The sequence below is a fragment of the Segatella paludivivens DSM 17968 = JCM 13650 genome, assembly GCF_000373185.1.
Classification (GTDB): Bacteria; Bacteroidota; Bacteroidia; order Bacteroidales; family Bacteroidaceae; genus Prevotella; species Prevotella paludivivens.
On sequence record NZ_KB890640.1, the window covers coordinates 1 to 19,238 of the forward strand.

Here is a 19,238-nt window from a genome sequence, read left to right on the forward strand (position 1 = left end):
TCTCTCCGCGAGAGAGAGACATTTTTTAATTAATAATGGTGCAAAAGTAGATTTTATTTATAAACAATCCAAATTTTTAGAAACTTTTTTTACGCAAAAATTACAAGTCAACTGATTTTTAACACTTTACAGATTATTTTGTGCCTAAATATGAATAAAATAGTATATAATATCTGTTATGTGAATAACAAATTCTAAAAGATTCAGTATTAAAAATATAGTGATATTTCTTTGATATAAATTTATAGTCATAAACAAAAATATTCTTCATGTTTAAATCAACAACTATGTCCTTTAAAACTTTTATTTTGTTATTTAGAACTTCTACATTATTAAGTGGGAATATAATCTCCATATCAGACAAGTATTCTAGTTAACTTCCTCTTCATATTTACTACATCTATTATATCAACTAAAGGAACTTTCATAAGTATTATCCAAACTAATACTACAAGCATTTATATTTAAAGTTAGGTATTCCTATATTTCTGTTCTCTCGCGGAGAGAACAGAACAGAAAAGAATTGAGTTATGGGAAAGAAGTCTTTGCTTAGAATAAATGTATTATTTTTGTTATTAATAGTTATTTCTATGTTTTGTTCATGCACTGGTGAAGCAAATATTATAGGCTGCAATAATAATGAACAAATTAACTTTTCTATATCAACTCCAAAATGGGAAAATACAGATTCATTGTCTAGTCCAAAGACTTCACGTGCAACACCAATTACAGATGCATCATTAAGCCTTTCCAATACATTTAAATTGATAGCTGACAAAAATGACGGAACAGGTATTTACAGTACATTAATAGATAAAGAGCCCGTTTCTTTCACTAATAACATGTGGCAGACCACGACTCCTCATTATTGGTCTGGAATCACTAATAAGACTGTTAATTTCTATGCATACTACCCTACTAGCATTTCTGGTAATATTTCTCATACCGTTGGAACTGCGCCAACGTTATCATATATAGCCCCAGATGATGCCGTCAACCAACTTGATATAATGACAGCTACAGCTAATAATATTAGTGGTAGCACTAATATTTCTACACCATTAACTTTCAATCATATTTTCGCTGCCGTAAGATTTGCTGTAGGCAATAATGGCTTACCTAGTGGAACTATAAAATCAATAACAATAAGTGGAATAAAGAATTCTGGCACATACACTTTTGGAAGTGGATGGACTCTTGGTTCAACAATATCATTATTTACAGTATCACCATCTACTACAATAACAGGTGCTAACGGAGAAAATATCACATCTGATGCTTTTACATTGATGATGATTCCTCAAATATTTACAAATGCAACTATAACACTAACATATACTACAGGAACATCATATAAACAAACAATATCTGGTACATGGAATGCAGGAAATACTTATAATTATAATTTATCGAAACCTGTAAATATTGGTGATTACTACTATAGTGATGGAACTTGGGGTACTATTGCAGAACATTCAAATTCAACGGCATCACCTATCGGTGTCATCTTTAGTAATTCTACAAGTACTATTGATAAAGGGCATAAATGGACTCATGGGTATGCAATGGCATTACGAAATGCATCAATTTCTACGACATGGGGGCCATATGGTACAGACACGCCAATACCGAATGTATCTTCTTGGGAAGATATAATAAAAGCAAAAGATGGATATTCTGATACCCAATTAATTAAAAATGCTTATGGTATTTCACAAAATAGTTATCCTGCTTTCTATTTCGCATGTAGTTATAATGAAACTGTACCAACAAATTCTAGCGGTTGGTATCTTCCTAGCATTGGTTTATGGTATGAAATAGCCATAAATCTTGGAGGTATTCCTCCTATATATACAAATTGGAGAGATGCAGAGCCTGGTTGGCTTGGATATTCCGAGAGTTGCGCAAACTCATTAAATAAATATTTAAATATACAAGGAATATCTACAGATATGTTTCCGAATAATAATGATTGGTATTGGTCGACAACAGAATATACATCGCAATGCGTATATCGTGCCTATTTTTTCACGCCAAACTTTTGGTTAGATGGAAATGACAATGATAATCATAAAGATTTAATAATGCGTGTCCGTTCAGTTATCGCTTTCTAATCTATTTATCAATATATGACAACTGATGTAGACTTTTTCTTATTCATATTTCAAAGAAGGTATACTCACTTTCTCTTCTCTCGCGGAGAGAAGAGAAAGGATTGAGTTATGGGAAAAAAGTCTTTGCGAGATATTAATGTATCACTTTTGTTATTAATAGTTATTTCTCTGTTTTGTTCATGTACTGGTGAAATGAATATTTTTGAAGGAAATAATAACAAACAAATTAACTTTTATGTATCTGTACCAGAATGGAAAAATACAGATTCATTAGCAACTACGAAAACTTCACGTTCTACACCTATTATGGACACCTCGTTTGGTGCTGATAAAAGTTTTAACTTAATAGCAGACCAAAATGATGGAGCTGGCAACTACAGTACATTGATAGACAAAGAGTCTGTATCTTTCACTAATAACATATGGCAGACAACTCCTTCTCATTATTATTGGTCAGGATTTGCAAATAAAACGGTTAACTTCTATGCATACTATCCTATAAGTATTTCTGGTAGTATTTCTCATACAGCAGGCTCTGCTCCAACTTTATTATATACAATCCCTCCTGATGCTAGCAACCAGATTGATATAATTACAGCAATTAATCCAAATATATTAGGAAGTACTGTAACATCAACATCTTTAACTTTTAACCATATATTTGCAGCAGTAAAGTTCGCTGTAGGTACAAGTGGACTACCTAGTGGAACTATAAAATCAATAACGATAAATGGAATAAAGAATTCTGGCACATACACTTTTGGAAGTGGATGGACTCTTGGTTCAACAACATCATTATTTACAGTATCACCATCTACAACAATAATAGGTGCTAACGGAGAAAATATTACATCTGATGCTTTTACAATAATGATGATTCCCCAAGCTTTCAATAATGCAACCGTTTCATTAGTTTACAATAATGGAACTACGTTTTCTGCTAAAATATCGGGAACGTGGAATGCAGGTGAAGCTTATACTTATAAGCTTTCTAAAACTATTGTCTTTAATTATAATTACACTGGCGCGGTTCAGACCTTTACAGCTCCATACACAGGGACATATAAAATTGAATGTTGGGGAGCAAAGGGAGGAGATGATCCATGCAATGGTGGGGCTGTATATGGTAAGGGTGCCTATACCTCTGGATATATAAAATTTACATCTGAGAAACAATTATTTATCTATGTTGGTGGTGTGGGGAACAGTATTTATAAACAAATAAACTATGGTGGATGGAATGGAGGTGGCACTAGTACTTCAAATGCAAATATATCTTTTCCATCAGGTGGTGGTGGTGCCACAGACATAAGACTCATTATGCATTCAGGAAGTGATGGCTGGAGTGGAATATCATCTCTTCGAAGTAGGATTATGGTTGCGTCTGGTGGTGGTGGTTGTTTTACAGATGGTGCTGGAACTATAGCTCATGGTGCTAATGGAGGAGGTTCCCAAGGGTATGCTCCATATAATACAGTTAATAGTCAATACACAGAGTCTATGTATGATGGTACTGGTACTACTCAAACATCATGTGGATCTTGTCCTGCCTATAATGATCCCAATTGGTTTGACTATAAATATATCAAAGATGGAACCATAAATCCATGGGGATATTTTGGATATGCCAATCAAACATATGTTGATTTATTTTGGGCTGGCGGCGGTGGCGGTGGATGGTGGGGAGGACTTGCCATACACGGTCGCGGAGGTAGTGGTGGCTCTTCTTTTATCTCAGGAATGTCAGGTTGTGTAGCAATATCTGCAGATGGAACTCAAAATGCGAGTGTGAATTATATGACAATTAATGGAATAATATATACATTTACATCACCTGTTATGAAAGATGGTGCATCTTCTATGCCATCACCTACAGGTGGAACAGAAACAGGACATTCTGGCAATGGATACGCAAGAATAACCTTCGTTTCTGCGAATTAAAAGACTTATTCCCAGTCTTTTCTCTTCTCTCGCGGAGAGAAGAGAAAGGATTGAGTTATGGTAAGAAAGTTTTTGCGAGGTATCAATGTATTACTTTTGTTATTAATCATTATTTCTGCGTTTTCTTCATGTGCAAACGAAATGTATATTTTTGAAGGAAATAATAATAAACAAATTAACTTTTCTATATCTGTACCTGTATGGAAAAATACAGATTCATTGGAAACGACGAAAACTTCACGTTCCACACCAATTATGGATACTTCATTTGGTACAGATAAAAGTTTTAACTTAATTGCAGACCAAAATGATGGAGCTGGCAACTACACTACATTGATAGATAAAGAGTCTGTATCTTTTACTAATAACATATGGCAGACAACTCCTTCTCATTATTATTGGTCAGGAATTGCAAATAAAACTATAAACTTTTATGCTTACTACCCTACCACTATTTCTACCAGTATTACTCATACAGCAGGCTCTTCTCCTACTTTATCCTATATTGTCCCTTCTGATGCTAGCAACCAGATTGATATAATTACCGCAATTAATCCAAATATATCAGGAAGTACAGCAACATCCACTCCATTGACTTTTAATCACATCTTTGCTGCGGTAAAGTTTGCTGTAGGTACTAGCGGATTGCCTAGTGGAACTATTAAATCAATAACGATAGATGGGATAAAGAATTCAGGCACATACACTTTTGGTAGCGGATGGTCTCTTGGTTCAACAATATCATCATTTACAGTATCACCATCTGCGATAATAACTGGTACTAGCGGAGAAAATATCGCATCTGATGCCTTTACTTTAATGATGATTCCTCAAATTTTCACTGATGCAGATGTTTCATTAGTTTACAATAACGGCACTACGTTTTCTGCTAAAATATCGGGAACATGGAATGCAGGTGAGGCTTATACTTATAAGCTTTCTAAAACTATTGTCTTTAATTATAATTACACTGGTGCATCTCAGACATTCACAGTTCCATACGCAGGGACATATAAATTAGAAGTTTGGGGAGCACAAGGTGGAACAATGATAACTTCACCATGGACTGGTAAAGGTGGGAACGGAGGTTATACGACTGGAAATATAAACTTGCAATCAGGTTATACACTATACGTGTATGTAGGAGGACAAGGTGAAGGTTTTGTTGATGTTAATACTAAACCTAATAATCTTGGTGGATGGAATGGTGGAGGAACCTGTTATCAGGGTGCTTCTGGCGGCGGTGGAGCAACAGATATAAGAACAGTTTTAGGTCCTTGGAATAGTATCACTAGTCTAAATAGTAGAATTATTGTAGGTGGAGGTGGTGGTGGTTCGAACGATTACACAGAAGGTGGTTCTGGCGGTGGTTTAGTAGGTGGAAATGGTTCTGCTTCATCTGATGTTACTAACCCAATAATTGCAACAGGAGGAACTCAAACTTCAGGAGGTGTTGGATGGATAAATGGGTCGTTTGGTATTGGTGGAGGTGCAGCAGATTCTTATGGAGATGGTGGCGCTGGCGGTGGAGGCTGGTATGGTGGTGCAAAATCACAAGGTTTTAATGTTAGTGGTGGCGGTGGATCTTCATACTATGGAAATCTTAAAAATCCAAAAACAACAGATGGTGTTCAAACTGGTAACGGATACGCCCGAATAACGTTTATTTCCGCAAATTAAAGACTTATTTCCATTCTTTTCTCTTCTCTCGCGGAGAGAAGAGAAAGGATTGAGTTATGGGAAAGAAGTTTTTGCGAGGTATCAATGTATCACTATTATTATTAATAGTTATTTCTCTGTTTTGTTCATGTACTGGTGAAATGAATGCTATTGATGGAAATAATAATAAACAAATTAACTTTTCTGTATCAGCACATCAATGGAAGAATACAGATTCATTGGCAACTACGAAAACTTCACGTGCAGCTCCAATTACGGACAACTCGTTTGGTATTGATAAAAGTTTTAGGTTATTAGCAGACCAAAATGATGGAGCTAGCAATTACAGTACATTGATAGATAAAGAATCTGTATCTTTCACTAATAACATATGGCAGACAACCCCTTCTCATTATTATTGGTCAGGAATAGCAAATAAAACTATAAGTTTTTATGCATATTATCCTAGTACTATTAGCAATGTTAGTCATACAGCAGGCTTTTCGCCAATTTTGTCTTATACAGTTCCTGATAATGTACCTGATCAGATTGACATAATTACAGCAATTAATCCAAATATACCAGGAAATACAGTAACATCCACATCTTTAACTTTTAATCATATATTTGCAGCAATTCAATTTTCAGTAGGAAGTAATGGGATTGGTAGTGGAACAATATCATCAATATCAATCGGAAATGTAGCCAATTCTGGAACATATACATTTGGTGGTGGTTGGTCAAATGTTACAGGTTCCAAAACATTCACTATATTACAATCAAAAACAATTGCAGGAACTTCTGGAGAAGACATCTATTCTGGTAATTATACTTTGATGATGATTCCACAAATAATAAATAATGTTACTATAACCATTACTTATAGCAATGGTAGTTCCTTAACAAAAACTATATCAGAAACATGGGAAGCTGGAAAGACTTATAATTACAAAATATCATATTCTCCTAGGACTTTTGATTATACAGGAAACATACAAATGTATACAGTTCCAGTTACAGGAACTTATAAACTTGAAGTTTATGGTGCTCAAGGGGGAGGGGCTAACAATAATACAATAGCTGGTGGACAGGGTGGATATTCTTATGGAAATATAAAATTGAAGAAGGGAACTACTCTATACATAGTTATAGGCGGAGCTGGATCATCTTATAATGGAAATAGTGGAGGGCTCGGTGGATATAATGGTGGTGGAAACGGAGGGAATGGATCTACAGACATAATCGCTACTGGTGGTAGTGGTGGTGGGGGTGCGACACATATATCTGTATTTGATAGAGGAACTCTTAATAATTATAGTTCGACCCAAGATGAAATCCTTATTGTAGCTGGGGGTGGCGGGGGATATTCAAATGTTTTTATTAATTTGGAAAATGGTTCAACTGGAGGAGGAATAAATGGCGGTAGTGCTACTGCTAATGATTATAATCATTCTGTTAATGGTGGAACACAAAATAATGGATATGCTTTTGGAAAAGGACAACAAGGAGCAAGTAAATCAATTTGGAAAGGTGCCGGAGCTGAAGGTAATGGTGGCGGTGGTGGTGGTTGGTATGGTGGCTATGCTTATCAAGAAACAGGAGAAAATAGTTGTTGTTATGGAGCTGGTGGTTCTGGTCATCTTTCTTCTAGTTTAATTAGTAGTACTACAGGTATGACTAATGGTGTGCGTTCTGGCAATGGTTATGCTAAAATAACGTTTATTTCTGCGGATTAAGGGTTCATTTCCACTCTTTTCTCTTCTCTCGCGGAGAGAAGAGAAAGGATTGAGTTATGATAAAAAAGTTTTTGCGAGGTATCAATGTATCACTTTTATTATTAATTATTATTTCTACATTTTGTTCATGTGCAAACGAAATAAATATTTTTGGAGAAAATAATAATGAACAAATTAACTTCTCTGTATCTGTACCCGAATGGAAGAATACGGATTCATTGTCTATCTCAAAGACTTCACGCGCAATGCCTGTAGGAGGCACATCATTAAGCACTTCCAATACATTTAACTTAATAGCAGACCAAAATGATGGAGCAGGTAACTACACTACATTAATAAATAGTCAAGCTATTAGTTATACCAATAATATATGGAAAACATCAAAGGATTATTATTGGTCAGGAATAGCGAACAAAACTATAAGCTTTTATGCATATTATCCTAGTACTATTAGCAATGTTAGTCATACAGCAGGCTCTTCTCCAACATTATCCTATACTGTTCCTGATAATGTATCTGATCAAATAGATATAATGACAGCTACAAATAATAATGTTAGCGGCAATACTAATTCTTCTACTTCATTGACTTTTAACCATATATTTGCAGCAGTACAGTTTAATATTGGTAGTTCTGGTATGCCTAACGGTACTATCACAGGTATTTCTTTAAATAATGTATTGTATAAGGGCACTTATAACTTTAATGGAATATGGACTCAGGATGCAACTACAAAAAAGTCTTTCTCGCAGACGGTTTCATCTTCAACAAGTGGCGGTACTATTATCACATCAGGTGCAACAACTTTTATGATGATGCCTCAAACATTAGGTAGTGATGCTAGCATAACTGTTACCTATAGTAATGGTGGCACACTTACGAAATCAATATCAGGAACATGGACAGCAGGGAACATATATACATATAACATTTCAAAAACGATTTCCGTATCTTTTAACTATACAGGCAATGTGCAAATGTATACAACACCTTTAGCTGGAACATATAAAATAGAGTGTTGGGGAGCTCAAGGGGGATGCTGCGATAATGGAGGAGGTGGCAAGGGAGGATATACTAAAGGTGAAATTTTGCTGAAAGCAGGGACCACCATTTACTTTTATGTTGGACAAAACCCATCCAAGAACAGTCTGGAAGGTGGATGGAACGGTGGTGGCAATGGGAGCAGTCATGCCGATGCTAATGGTTTACAAACGGGCTGTGCTGGTGGCGGCGCTACAGATGTCAGATTTGTTTACTCACAAGATCCTCAGAATTTTAATAGTTTAAAATCTAGAATAATGGTTGCTGGAGGTGGAAGTGGTACAGGGTATTGTGCAGTGTATACTCTTTACTGTGGAATTGCTGGTGCAGGAGGAGGACTTAATGGCATAGATGGTAATGATATTTCTCAAAATGGGAATTTGGATTATACTGCTTCAGGTGGAACACAAACATCAGGTGGAAATACTAAAAACAATTTTGAATATGTTGATGGAGATAGTTCAAAAGGCTTAATCATTACTTCAGGATTAAATAAGGGTGGATTTGGCTATGGAGGAACAAACGATGGATATAAATCTGTATTAGGTGGATGTGCAGGAGGCTCTGGATATTATGGAGGTGGTGCTGCAAATAGAGCACATGGAGGTGGCGGCGGAGGCTCTTCATTCATATCAGGACATCTAGGCTGTAATGCTATATCGGAATCGTCAACATCTAATAATATCATTCATACAGGATCACCTAACCATTATTCAAAATATATATTTACAAATTCACAAATGGTAGATGGCGCTTCATCTATGCCATCACCAACAGGTGGAACAGAAACAGGACATACTGGCAATGGATATGCCAGAATAACCTTTGTTTCAGCCAATTAAAAGACTTATTTCTAGTCCTTTCTCTTCTCTCGCGGAGAGAAGAGAAAAAGAATTGAGTTATGGTAAAGAAGTTTTTACGAGGTATCAATGTATCATTTTTATTATTGATTATTATTTCTACGTTTTGTTCATGTGCTAACGAAATGAATGTTTTTGAAGATAATAAACAAATAAACTTTTCCGTATCTGTCCCAGAATGGAAGAGTACTGATTCTTCTACTACTATGAAAAGTTCACGCGCAATGCCAATAGCAGGCACATCATTAAGCACTTCTAATACATTTAACTTAATAGCAGACCAAAATGACGGAGCTGGTAATTACAGTACATTGATAAATAGTCAAACTGTTACTTGTACCAATAATTTATGGAAAACATCAAATAATTATTATTGGTCAGGGATAGCTACTAAGACTATAAACTTCTACGCATACTACCCTACCACTATTTCTACCAGTATTACTCATACAGCAGGCTCTGCGCCAATTTTATACTATATAGTTTCTGATAATGTAGCTAATCAAGTAGATATAATGACATCTACAGGGACGAATGTTAGTGGGAATACTAATTCTGCTACGCCATTAACTTTTAATCATATTTTTGCGGCCGTACAATTTAATATAGGTAGTTCGGGTATGCCTAATGGTACAATAACAGGTATTGCGTTGAATAATATATTATATAAGGGAACTTATAACTTTAATGGAACTTGGACTCAAGATGCAACGGTAAAAAAGTCTTTCTCACAAACAGTATCATCTTCTACAAGTGCCGGTACAGCAATAACATCAGGCACTACAACCTTTATGATGATACCTCAAACACTAGCTAGTGACGCAAGTATAACAGTGACCTATAGTAATGGTGGCACACTTACAAAATCTATAGCAGGAACATGGAATGCTGGAAAAATATATACTTACAATATTTCAAAAACTATACCTGTTGCGAATTTTGATTATACTGGTAATGTTCAGACTTACACAGTCCCTCTTACAGGAACTTACAAATTAGAAGTTTGGGGCGCTCAAGGTTCTTCGGGATGGTCTGGCGGCATAAGTGCAAATGGAGGTTATAGTTATGGAAATATTTATCTAACGACTGGAGCAGTACTTTATATCTATACAGGAGGATCTGTAGCTTATAATACTTTTAATGGCGGTAGTGAAACCTATAATGGTGGAGGAAAAGGTGCTGCACCTGGAGGAGGTGCTTCTCATATAGCCACAACAAACAGAGGGGTATTAAGTAATTATAAAAATTATCAATCAGAAGTATTGATTGTCGCTGGAGGTGCAGGAGGAGTAGAATGGAGTGGTACCGGTGGCTTTGGCGGAGGTTTGAATGGGGGGAATGGAAATTCACAACAAAGTAGTGATTTTGCAGCTTCAGCATCGGCATATGGTGGTAGTCAAACTTCAGGTGGTGCTTCCGTAGCTCAATCTACATCTGTCTATCCAAGTCCTAATACATTAGTAGATGGTAGCTTCGGGCAGGGGGGGTATGGATATCAAAGTTCTCTCAATGATTATGGTGCAGGCGGAGGCGGCGGTTGGTACGGTGGCGGTGGTACCTCGTATTCTGGTGCTGGTGGCGGTGGTTCTGGACATTTAGGTTCAAATCTAATAAGTGGAACAACAGGTATGAGCAATGGCGTTCGTTCCGGTAATGGCTACGCTAGAATAACTTTCGTTTCAGCCAATTAAATTCCCGTTCTCAATCCTTTTCTCTTCTCTCGCGGAGAGAAGAGAAAAGAATTGAGAAATGTGTAGTAAGAATAGATATAAGAAGAACTCTTTATTATCATTATTTATAGTATCAATTGCAATAGTACTTCTATGCTCATGCTCAAATGAAGACTTTGTATATTCTGATTTATCCACAAATAAGATTTCATTTAAAGCCATTGCTTCAGCCTCTTGGACTAATGGTAATTCTAATAGTTCATCCGCAGAATCCAAAATAAGTCGTGCCGTTTGTCAAAGTAATGAGCATGGTCCTATTATTGTGAAATCAGAGCTGAAGCATGCACTTTACCTGCACCCTGTAATACAAATAGGAATACATATACTGAATTCCAAAGATAAGCCTGTAACTAAAAGTGGAACACGTATCCTGGACGAGTCAACCGAAACTGTCATTCCTACCCGTGGAGCTCCTTACGTATCTGCCAATATGATTAATTCATTTGGCGTTCTTGCCTACAGGACACCAAGTACTGCTACAGATGTAAGTGGTACAGCACCGGATTTCATAAATGATCAACAAGTTAGTACTTCTGGAAACATCTGGAAAACGGGTACTGACTATTTCTGGCCAGACAATGGTGATAAACTGTCTTTCTTCGCCTATACTCCTTTTGGTAACAATGATGTGAACGTTGCGAGTGCTTCGTCAACTGGTACCCCATCTATAACATATGCAGCTAACACTGATGTAACGAAACAACCTGACCTGATGGTTGCGAAGACATTAAATCAGACAAGAAATACCACATCCATTGCGGCAGGAGTTGATATGTCATTTTCACATATTCTTACAGCCATAACTTTTGCCGTTGGTAAGGATATGGTGCCTGGTGTATTCAAGAGTATATCAATAAAAAACGCAATAACTACAGCTACCTATAATCTTTCTACTAATACTTGGAACACAAGTAGTGGTACAAGTACAGGCAATGTAATTATAAATCTGAATGGTACTACAGGTATCACCATTGATGGTACATCTGATGTTGCTCTAACAAGTGGTACGACCACTATGATGATGATACCCCAAGCTTTTGCATCTGGTAGTACTGCTGTCATTGAGGCTGTATTCAATAATGGAAACGGAGATAAGACTCTTACAGCCTCTCTGGCAGGAACTGCATGGAGTTCTGGTACATCTATTATATATAAGTTGTCAACATCTTCGGTTAATACTATGACATTAGGAGCTATTTCCTACCCTAGTTCTTGGGGAGGAACTGCGTCGCCGATTTCAAGTTTTAACAGCGGAGAAGCTGTTGGTATATATGTAGTGGATCAGAACAACAATATAAAGAATTCAAATGTAAAAGCTTCTTATAATGGCAGTAGTTGGATTTTAGATAATAACATTTTATTTTCTCCACAGTATAAGTATTTTGCTTATTATCCGTATAAATCACCTCAAACATCAAGCGTTACTGCTGCGGCAACTTCAGCTGATGCATTTTTTACTAATATCATTTCTAATTGGTCTGTTACAGCAAATCAAAACACAGCAAGTGATTTTAAAGGAAATGACCTACAAGTTGCAATGGGAACAATAAGCAGTACTGCAAGCAGTATTACTTTTGATATGGCACACAAAATGGGACTAGCTGTTATAACTCTAGGAACAAAGAGTGTTCCTACAACAAGGACATACACTGGGGGAAATTCAACATATTCCGATTCTTCAGATAAGACAATAGTTACCGCATCAAGTAATTTTTCGGGAAATCAACCTTTGCTTTATAATAATAAGTATTATTATATAGCAAAGGCAGGTTCGGGTACTACATTCAATAGCATTACTGCAGATAATGATGCTTGGTCTGCCCCACTTTCAACAACTATATCATCAGGGAGCTATTCAGCATTGACAGCGACAAATACAAGCCGAACTTTTTATAATTTCATAGCAAATTTCAACTATACAGGTGCTGCTCAAAGTTTTACAATCCCTTTATATGGAACAAGTAATTTGGAAGTTTGGGGAGCTTCAGGAGGCTCTGCAACATACAATACGACAGTAGCAGGAGGTCAAGGTGGATATTCTACTGGTAATATAAAATTGTCCAAAGACAAAATATTATATATATCAGTTGGTGGTGTTGGCTCGAATGGTACTACTATGAATACAACTTTAGGTGGCTGGAATGGCGGAGCATCACGTGTTGGAACAAATCCGGATCATATAGTTGGTGGTGGCGGCGGATGTACATCTATTCAATCCACATTAATAGGAGATGGTCAATTAAAGAATTATGAATCTGTGAAAAACGTAGATGTATTAATTGTTGCAGGTGGTGGCGGTGGTGGATTTTGGCATACGGTTTCTAATTTTTCAGGAATTGGAGGATCTGGTGGAGGTGCAAATGGTGGTAATGGAACTAGTGGATTTATAGGGACTCCACAACCTTGGGGTAGTGGAGGAACACAAACTAGTGGTGGAACCAACTCCTATAATGAACCAGGATCTTTTGGAATGGGTGGTGGTGACCAAAACCTTCATGCAGGTGGTGGTGGTGGCTGGTATGGTGGTGGCGCAGGATATGGCGGCGCAGGTGGAGGGTCTGGATATGTAGGTGGAGTAACGAATAGCAATATGATGAATGGCATCAGATCAGGTTATGGTTACGCCCGAATAACCTTCGTTTCTGCCAATTAAATATCTGTTCTCAATTCTTTTCTCTTCTCTCGCGGAGAGAAGAGAAAGGATTGAGTTATGGTAAAAAAGTTTTTGCGAGGTATAAATATATCACTTTTATTATTAATTATTATTTCTACGTTTTATTCATGTGCAAACGAAATAAATGTTTTTGAAGAAAATAATAATAAACAAATTAACTTCTTTGTATCTGTACCTCAATGGAAGAATACAGATTCGTTGGCAACTACGAATACTTCACGCGCAACACCTATTACGGACAACTCATTTGGTACAGATAAAAGTTTTAACTTAATTGCAGACCAAAATGATGGAGCTGGCAACTACAGTACATTGATAGATAAAGAGTCTGTATCTTTTACTAATAACATATGGCAGACAACTCCTTATCATTATTATTGGTCAGGAATTGCAAATAAAACTATAAGCTTTTATGCATATTATCCTAGTACTATTAGCAATGTTAGTCATACAGCAGGCTCATCGCCAATTTTATCCTATACTGTTCCTGATAATGTATCTGATCAAATAGATATAATGACAGCAACAAATAATAATGTTAACGGTAATACTAATTCTTCTACTCCATTGACTTTTAATCATATATTTGCAGCCATACAGTTTAATATAGGTAGTTCTGGCATGCCTAACGGTACTATCACAGGTATTTCTTTAAATAACATATTGTATAAGGGCACTTATAACTTTAATGGAACATGGACACAGGATTCAACAACAAAAAAGTCTTTCTCTCAAACTGTATCATCTTCAACAACTGCCGGTACAACTATCACATCAGGTGCAACAACTTTTATGATGATGCCTCAAACACTAGGTAGTGATGCAAGTATAACAGTTACTTATAGTAATGGTGGCACACTTACGAAATCAATATCAAGTACATGGACAGCAGGGAACATATATATATATAATGTTTCGAAAACAATACCTTTAGCTGCTTTTGATTACACGGGGTATGTTCAGACATATACGACACCTTTAGATGGAATATATAAAATAGAATGTTGGGGGGCCTCAGGTGGTACTGCTAGTAGTTCTTTAGCAGGAAGAGGAGGATATGTTTCAGGAAATTTAAAGCTAGAAAAGAATAAAATAATATATGTATATGTTGGCGGCTATGGAAATACAATAACATCAACAGGACATACAGATACAACCCCAGGAGGTTATAATGGTGGAGGTACATGTGTTAATTCTGCTGCAGGAGGTGGAGGTGCCACAGATATAAGACTAATCGGTGGAAATTGGAATGACTTCAGTTCTTTAAAATCTAGGATTATGGTTGCAGGAGGCGGAGGCGGAGAAAATAATTATTCGGATACGTATGGTCCACAGACAACACGAGGTGGATGTGGCGGTGGTCTACAGGGAGGTAGCACAATATCAAGAGTTAATAACATAACGATGCCTGGCGGAACACAAACATCTGGTGGAATAACAAATCAATACACATCGCAAACAAAAGGTGAAAACGGAAAATTTGGAATTGGTGGTAATTCCTCATCCAACTATGGTGGTGGTGGTGGTGGTGGATACTATGGTGGTGCAGGTGGATGTAATGTCCCGAAAGAGAGTAGTAATGCTTCATTGTCTGGTGGAGAAATGCCAGGTTCAGGTGGTTCTTCTTTTATATCAGGGTATACTGGTTGTAATGCGATATTAGAATCATCAACATCTGATAAGATTCTATCCGCAAATTCTCCCAATCATTATTCTGGGTATATATTTATAAATATGCAAATGTTAGCAGGAACGGCATCAATGATGTCTCCAACTGGGTCTGTAGAAACTGGGCATGGGGGCAACGGTTACGCCAGAATAACCTTTGTTTCAGCTAATTAAATACCTATTTCCATTCTTTTCTCTTCTCTCGCGGAGAGAAGAGAAAGGATTGAGTTATGATAAGAACGTTTTTGCGAGGTATTAATGTATCATTTTTATTATTAATTATTTTTTCTACGTTTTGTTCATGTGCAAACGAAATAAATATTTTTGGAGAAAACAATAATGAACAAATTAACTTTTCTGTATCTGTACCCAAATGGGAGAATACAGATTCATTGGCAACTACGAAAACTTCACGTGCAATGCCAGTAGGAGGAACATCATTAAGCACTTCCAATTCATTTAACTTAATTGCAGACCAAAATGACGGAACTGGCAATTACAGTACATTGATAGATAAAAAGTCTGTATCTTTCACTAATAACATATGGCAGACATCTCCTTCTCATTATTATTGGTCAGGAACTGCAAATAAAACTATAAGCTTTTATGCATATTATCCTAGTACTATTAGTAATGTTATTCATGCAGCAGGCTCATCTCCTACTTTATCTTATACAGTTTCTGATAATGTATCTGATCAATTAGATATAATGACAGCTACAAATAATAATGTTAGCGGCAATACTAATTCTTCTACATTATTGACTTTTAACCATATATTTGCAGCAATTCAATTTTCAGTAGGAAGTGCAGGAATTGGCAGTGGAACAATCTCCTCAATATCAATTGGTAATGTTGCCAATTCAGGAACATATACATTTGGTAGTGGTTGGTCAAATGTGACAGGTTCTAAAACATTCACTATCTCACAATCAAAGACAATTACGGGAACTTCAGGAGAAGATATTTATTCTGGTTCATATACTTTGATGATGATTCCACAAGCAATAAATAATGTTACTATAACTATTACTTATAGCAATGGTGGGACATTAACAAAAGTTATATCAGGATCATGGAAAGCAGGAAATACATATAATTACAAAATCTCATATATCAGAGAATATAATTATACGGGTAATGTGCAATCATTTTCCGCTCCAATCTCTGGTACTTATAAAATAGAATGCTGGGGAGCACAAGGAGGGACACTCGGATCACTAGATACAGAAATAGGTGGAACCGGTGGTTATACTACTGGTGAAATTAAATTATCAAAAGGAACAGCTTTGTATGTATATGTTGGGCAACAAGGACAAGCAACTCTAGGTGGAACAATTAGTGGAGGTGGATGGAACGGTGGTGGCAACGGCGATGCAACAGGATATACTGGGAATGGAAGAACTGGAGGAGGTGGATCTACTGATATAAGAGTATTAACAGGAGCTTGGAATGATTCAAAATCACTTAATTCTCGTATTATGGTTGCTGGAGCTGGTGGAGGCGGAGGTGGAAATGGACTTGCTGGAGGAGCTGGAGGTTTATCTGGTTACAATGGTTCAATATCTACTGCAGGAAGGGGGGGAACTCAAAGTGCTGGTGGTTCTGGTGGCTCTGGTTCTTGGGGTAATGCAACAGCTGGTGGACTTGGATATGGAGGGACTGGCTGTAGTTATGCAAGCGGTGGTGGAAGTGGATATTATGGTGGCGGCGGTGGTGCAAGAGATTTATATGACGGAAATGGTGGTGGAGGTTCTTCATATATATCGGGGCAATCTGGCTGTTCTATTTATTCTTCTACTTATATATTTTCAAAGACTTCAATATCAGATAGTAAAACTACAATATTATCTCCAACAGGATTACTAGAAACAGGGCATTCTGGTAATGGTTATGCAAGAATAACCTTTGTTTCTGCGAATTAAATACTGATTCTTTATTGTTTCTCTTCTCTCGCGGAGAGAAGAGAAAGGATTGAGTTATGGGAAAGAAGTTTTTGCGAGGTATCAATGAATCACTTTTATTATTAATTATTATTTCTACATTTTGTTCATGTGCGAACGAAATGAATGTTTTTGAAGAAAATAATAATAAACAAATTAACTTTTCTATTTCGGTGCCCGAATGGAAGAATACGGATTCATTGGGAACTACGAAAACTTCACGCGCAATGCCAGTAGGAGGCACATCATTAAGCACTTCCAATATATTTAATTTAATAGCAGACCAAAATGATGGAGCAGGTAACTACACTACAATAATAAATAGTCAAGCAGTTAGTTATACCAATAATATATGGAAAATATCAAAGGATTATTATTGGTCAGGAATAGCTAACAAAACTATAAGCTTTTATGCATATTTTCCTAGTACTATTAGTAATGTTAGTCATACAGCAGGCTCTTCGCCTACTTTGTCTTATACAGTTCCTGATAATGTATCTGACCAAATAGATATAATGACAGCTACAAATAATAATGTTAGTGGGAATACCAATACTTCTACTCCATTGACTTTTAATCATATATTTGCTGCTGTGAAATTTTGTTCAGGGAGTTTAGGATTACCAAGTGGAAATAATACTATTCTAAAAATAAAAGGAGTACAATATAAAGGAATATATACATTCAATAATGGATGGGTAAATTCAGCGGATAGAAAAGACTTTTATCAAAATGTGAACTTATCAACATTTGGTGTTTCTACTAATATAACTAATGATGGAGCAACATTTATGATGTTACCACAAACATTTAGTAATATTACTATAGAAGTAACATATAATAATGGACTAGTGCTAAGTAAAACGATTAGTGGGAAATGGGAGGCTAATAATGTATATACATATAATCTTTCTAAAACTATAACTACAGAATATGGATTTAACGGTAATTACCAAACATTTACGGCTCCTTACTCTGGAGTTTATAAAATAGAATGTTGGGGGGCTTCAGGGGGAGATTTGAATACATATAAAGGTGGTAAAGGCGCATACACAAATGGAAATATAACATTAAATAAAGATCAATTACTATATTTATATATTGGAGAATTAGGAGGACGGACTTCAAATCCTTCAACTCCATTCAATTCAGGAAGTTGTCAAACTGATAACGGAATAGAATGGCAATGGGGACGAGCTGGAGGTGGAGCTACAGACATAAGGTTGGTTTCTGGAACTTGGAACGACTTTAATAGCTTAAAGTCTAGAATAATGGTAGCTGGTGGTGGTGGAGGTGCTGATAATAGAAATTGCACAGAGATAGGAAGTACAACAAGCCCATATTATGGAGATGGAAATGGTGGTTATGGCGGAGCGCTAATTGGCGGCGACGGAACAACAGAAAATCATATTAATCCCTTAAATAATATTGTTGGCGGATATTTTACTGACACAGGTGCGACTCAAACTTCAGCAGGATATTGTACAGCTTACTTGCCATATACGAATAGTGGATATGGAGGAGGGTTCGGATTTTCTAATGGTAATGCTCAAGCTGGAGGTGGTGGTGGATATTATGGAGGGGCGTCATTATTACATTGTGGCGGTTCTGGTGGATCTTCTTTCATATCAGGTTATCTTGGTTGCAATGCCATTGATCCATCATCAACATCAGATAAAATTTTACACACCGGATCTTCTGTTCATTATTCAAAGTTTATTTTTACGAATTCACAAATGATTGCTGGTAATGCTTCAATGCCTTCACCTTCAGGTGGAACAGAAATAGGACATACGGGCAATGGTCACGCCCGAATAACTTTCATTTCTGCAAATTAAATACCTATTTTCAGTCTTTTCTCTTCTCTCGCGG

At 36.5% G+C, this 19,238-nt stretch carries 10 protein-coding genes; all 10 read left to right on the plus strand.

Features of this window, described 5'->3' with window-relative positions; translation table 11 throughout:
* Positions 1-530: 530 nt before the first annotated feature.
* Positions 531-2,114, plus strand: coding sequence for a fimbrillin family protein (locus tag B045_RS0106475; RefSeq protein WP_154650115.1), 1,584 nt, complete (start codon positions 531-533; stop codon positions 2,112-2,114).
* A gap of 108 nt (positions 2,115-2,222) precedes the next feature.
* Positions 2,223-4,055, plus strand: a complete 1,833-nt coding sequence (locus B045_RS0106480) for a fimbrillin family protein (protein WP_081618598.1) — start codon at positions 2,223-2,225, stop codon at positions 4,053-4,055.
* A 57-nt stretch (positions 4,056-4,112) separates the two neighbouring features.
* A complete protein-coding gene (locus B045_RS14830) occupies positions 4,113-5,735 on the plus strand; it encodes a fimbrillin family protein (RefSeq protein ID WP_081618599.1) in 1,623 nt (540 codons plus the stop codon).
* A gap of 56 nt (positions 5,736-5,791) precedes the next feature.
* A complete protein-coding gene (locus B045_RS14835) occupies positions 5,792-7,450 on the plus strand; it encodes a fimbrillin family protein (protein WP_081618600.1) in 1,659 nt (552 codons plus the stop codon).
* Positions 7,451-7,506: 56 nt separating this feature from the next.
* Entirely contained in the window at positions 7,507-9,333 is a 1,827-nt protein-coding gene (locus B045_RS14840; RefSeq protein WP_018463463.1) for a fimbrillin family protein, read from the plus strand.
* Between the two features lie 59 nt (positions 9,334-9,392).
* Positions 9,393-11,042, plus strand: coding sequence for a glycine-rich protein (locus B045_RS14845; RefSeq protein WP_081618601.1), 1,650 nt, complete (start codon positions 9,393-9,395; stop codon positions 11,040-11,042).
* Between the two features lie 58 nt (positions 11,043-11,100).
* Entirely contained in the window at positions 11,101-13,734 is a 2,634-nt protein-coding gene (locus B045_RS15780; protein ID WP_154650116.1) for a fimbrillin family protein, read from the plus strand.
* 57 nt (positions 13,735-13,791) lie between these two features.
* Positions 13,792-15,597 carry a fimbrillin family protein gene (locus B045_RS14855; protein WP_018463467.1) on the plus strand — a complete coding sequence of 602 codons (1,806 nt, stop codon included), beginning with the start codon at positions 13,792-13,794 and terminating at the stop codon, positions 15,595-15,597.
* 56 nt (positions 15,598-15,653) lie between these two features.
* Positions 15,654-17,348 carry a fimbrillin family protein gene (locus B045_RS14860; protein WP_025884309.1) on the plus strand — a complete coding sequence of 565 codons (1,695 nt, stop codon included), beginning with the start codon at positions 15,654-15,656 and terminating at the stop codon, positions 17,346-17,348.
* Positions 17,349-17,404: 56 nt separating this feature from the next.
* Positions 17,405-19,204: a fimbrillin family protein gene (locus B045_RS14865; protein WP_081618602.1), complete on the plus strand. Its 1,800-nt coding sequence runs from the start codon at positions 17,405-17,407 to the stop codon at positions 19,202-19,204.
* Positions 19,205-19,238 lie beyond the last annotated feature (34 nt).

Coding starts and splice junctions, on each gene's coding strand:
- B045_RS0106475 (WP_154650115.1), top strand. CDS start 531: ATGGGAAAGAAGTCTTTGCTTAGAATAAATGTATTATTTTTGTTATTA.
- B045_RS15780 (WP_154650116.1), top strand. CDS start 11,101: ATGTGTAGTAAGAATAGATATAAGAAGAACTCTTTATTATCATTATTT.
- B045_RS14845 (WP_081618601.1), top strand. CDS start 9,393: ATGGTAAAGAAGTTTTTACGAGGTATCAATGTATCATTTTTATTATTG.
- B045_RS14830 (WP_081618599.1), top strand. CDS start 4,113: ATGGTAAGAAAGTTTTTGCGAGGTATCAATGTATTACTTTTGTTATTA.
- B045_RS0106480 (WP_081618598.1), top strand. CDS start 2,223: ATGGGAAAAAAGTCTTTGCGAGATATTAATGTATCACTTTTGTTATTA.
- B045_RS14860 (WP_025884309.1), top strand. CDS start 15,654: ATGATAAGAACGTTTTTGCGAGGTATTAATGTATCATTTTTATTATTA.
- B045_RS14835 (WP_081618600.1), top strand. CDS start 5,792: ATGGGAAAGAAGTTTTTGCGAGGTATCAATGTATCACTATTATTATTA.
- B045_RS14840 (WP_018463463.1), top strand. CDS start 7,507: ATGATAAAAAAGTTTTTGCGAGGTATCAATGTATCACTTTTATTATTA.
- B045_RS14855 (WP_018463467.1), top strand. CDS start 13,792: ATGGTAAAAAAGTTTTTGCGAGGTATAAATATATCACTTTTATTATTA.
- B045_RS14865 (WP_081618602.1), top strand. CDS start 17,405: ATGGGAAAGAAGTTTTTGCGAGGTATCAATGAATCACTTTTATTATTA.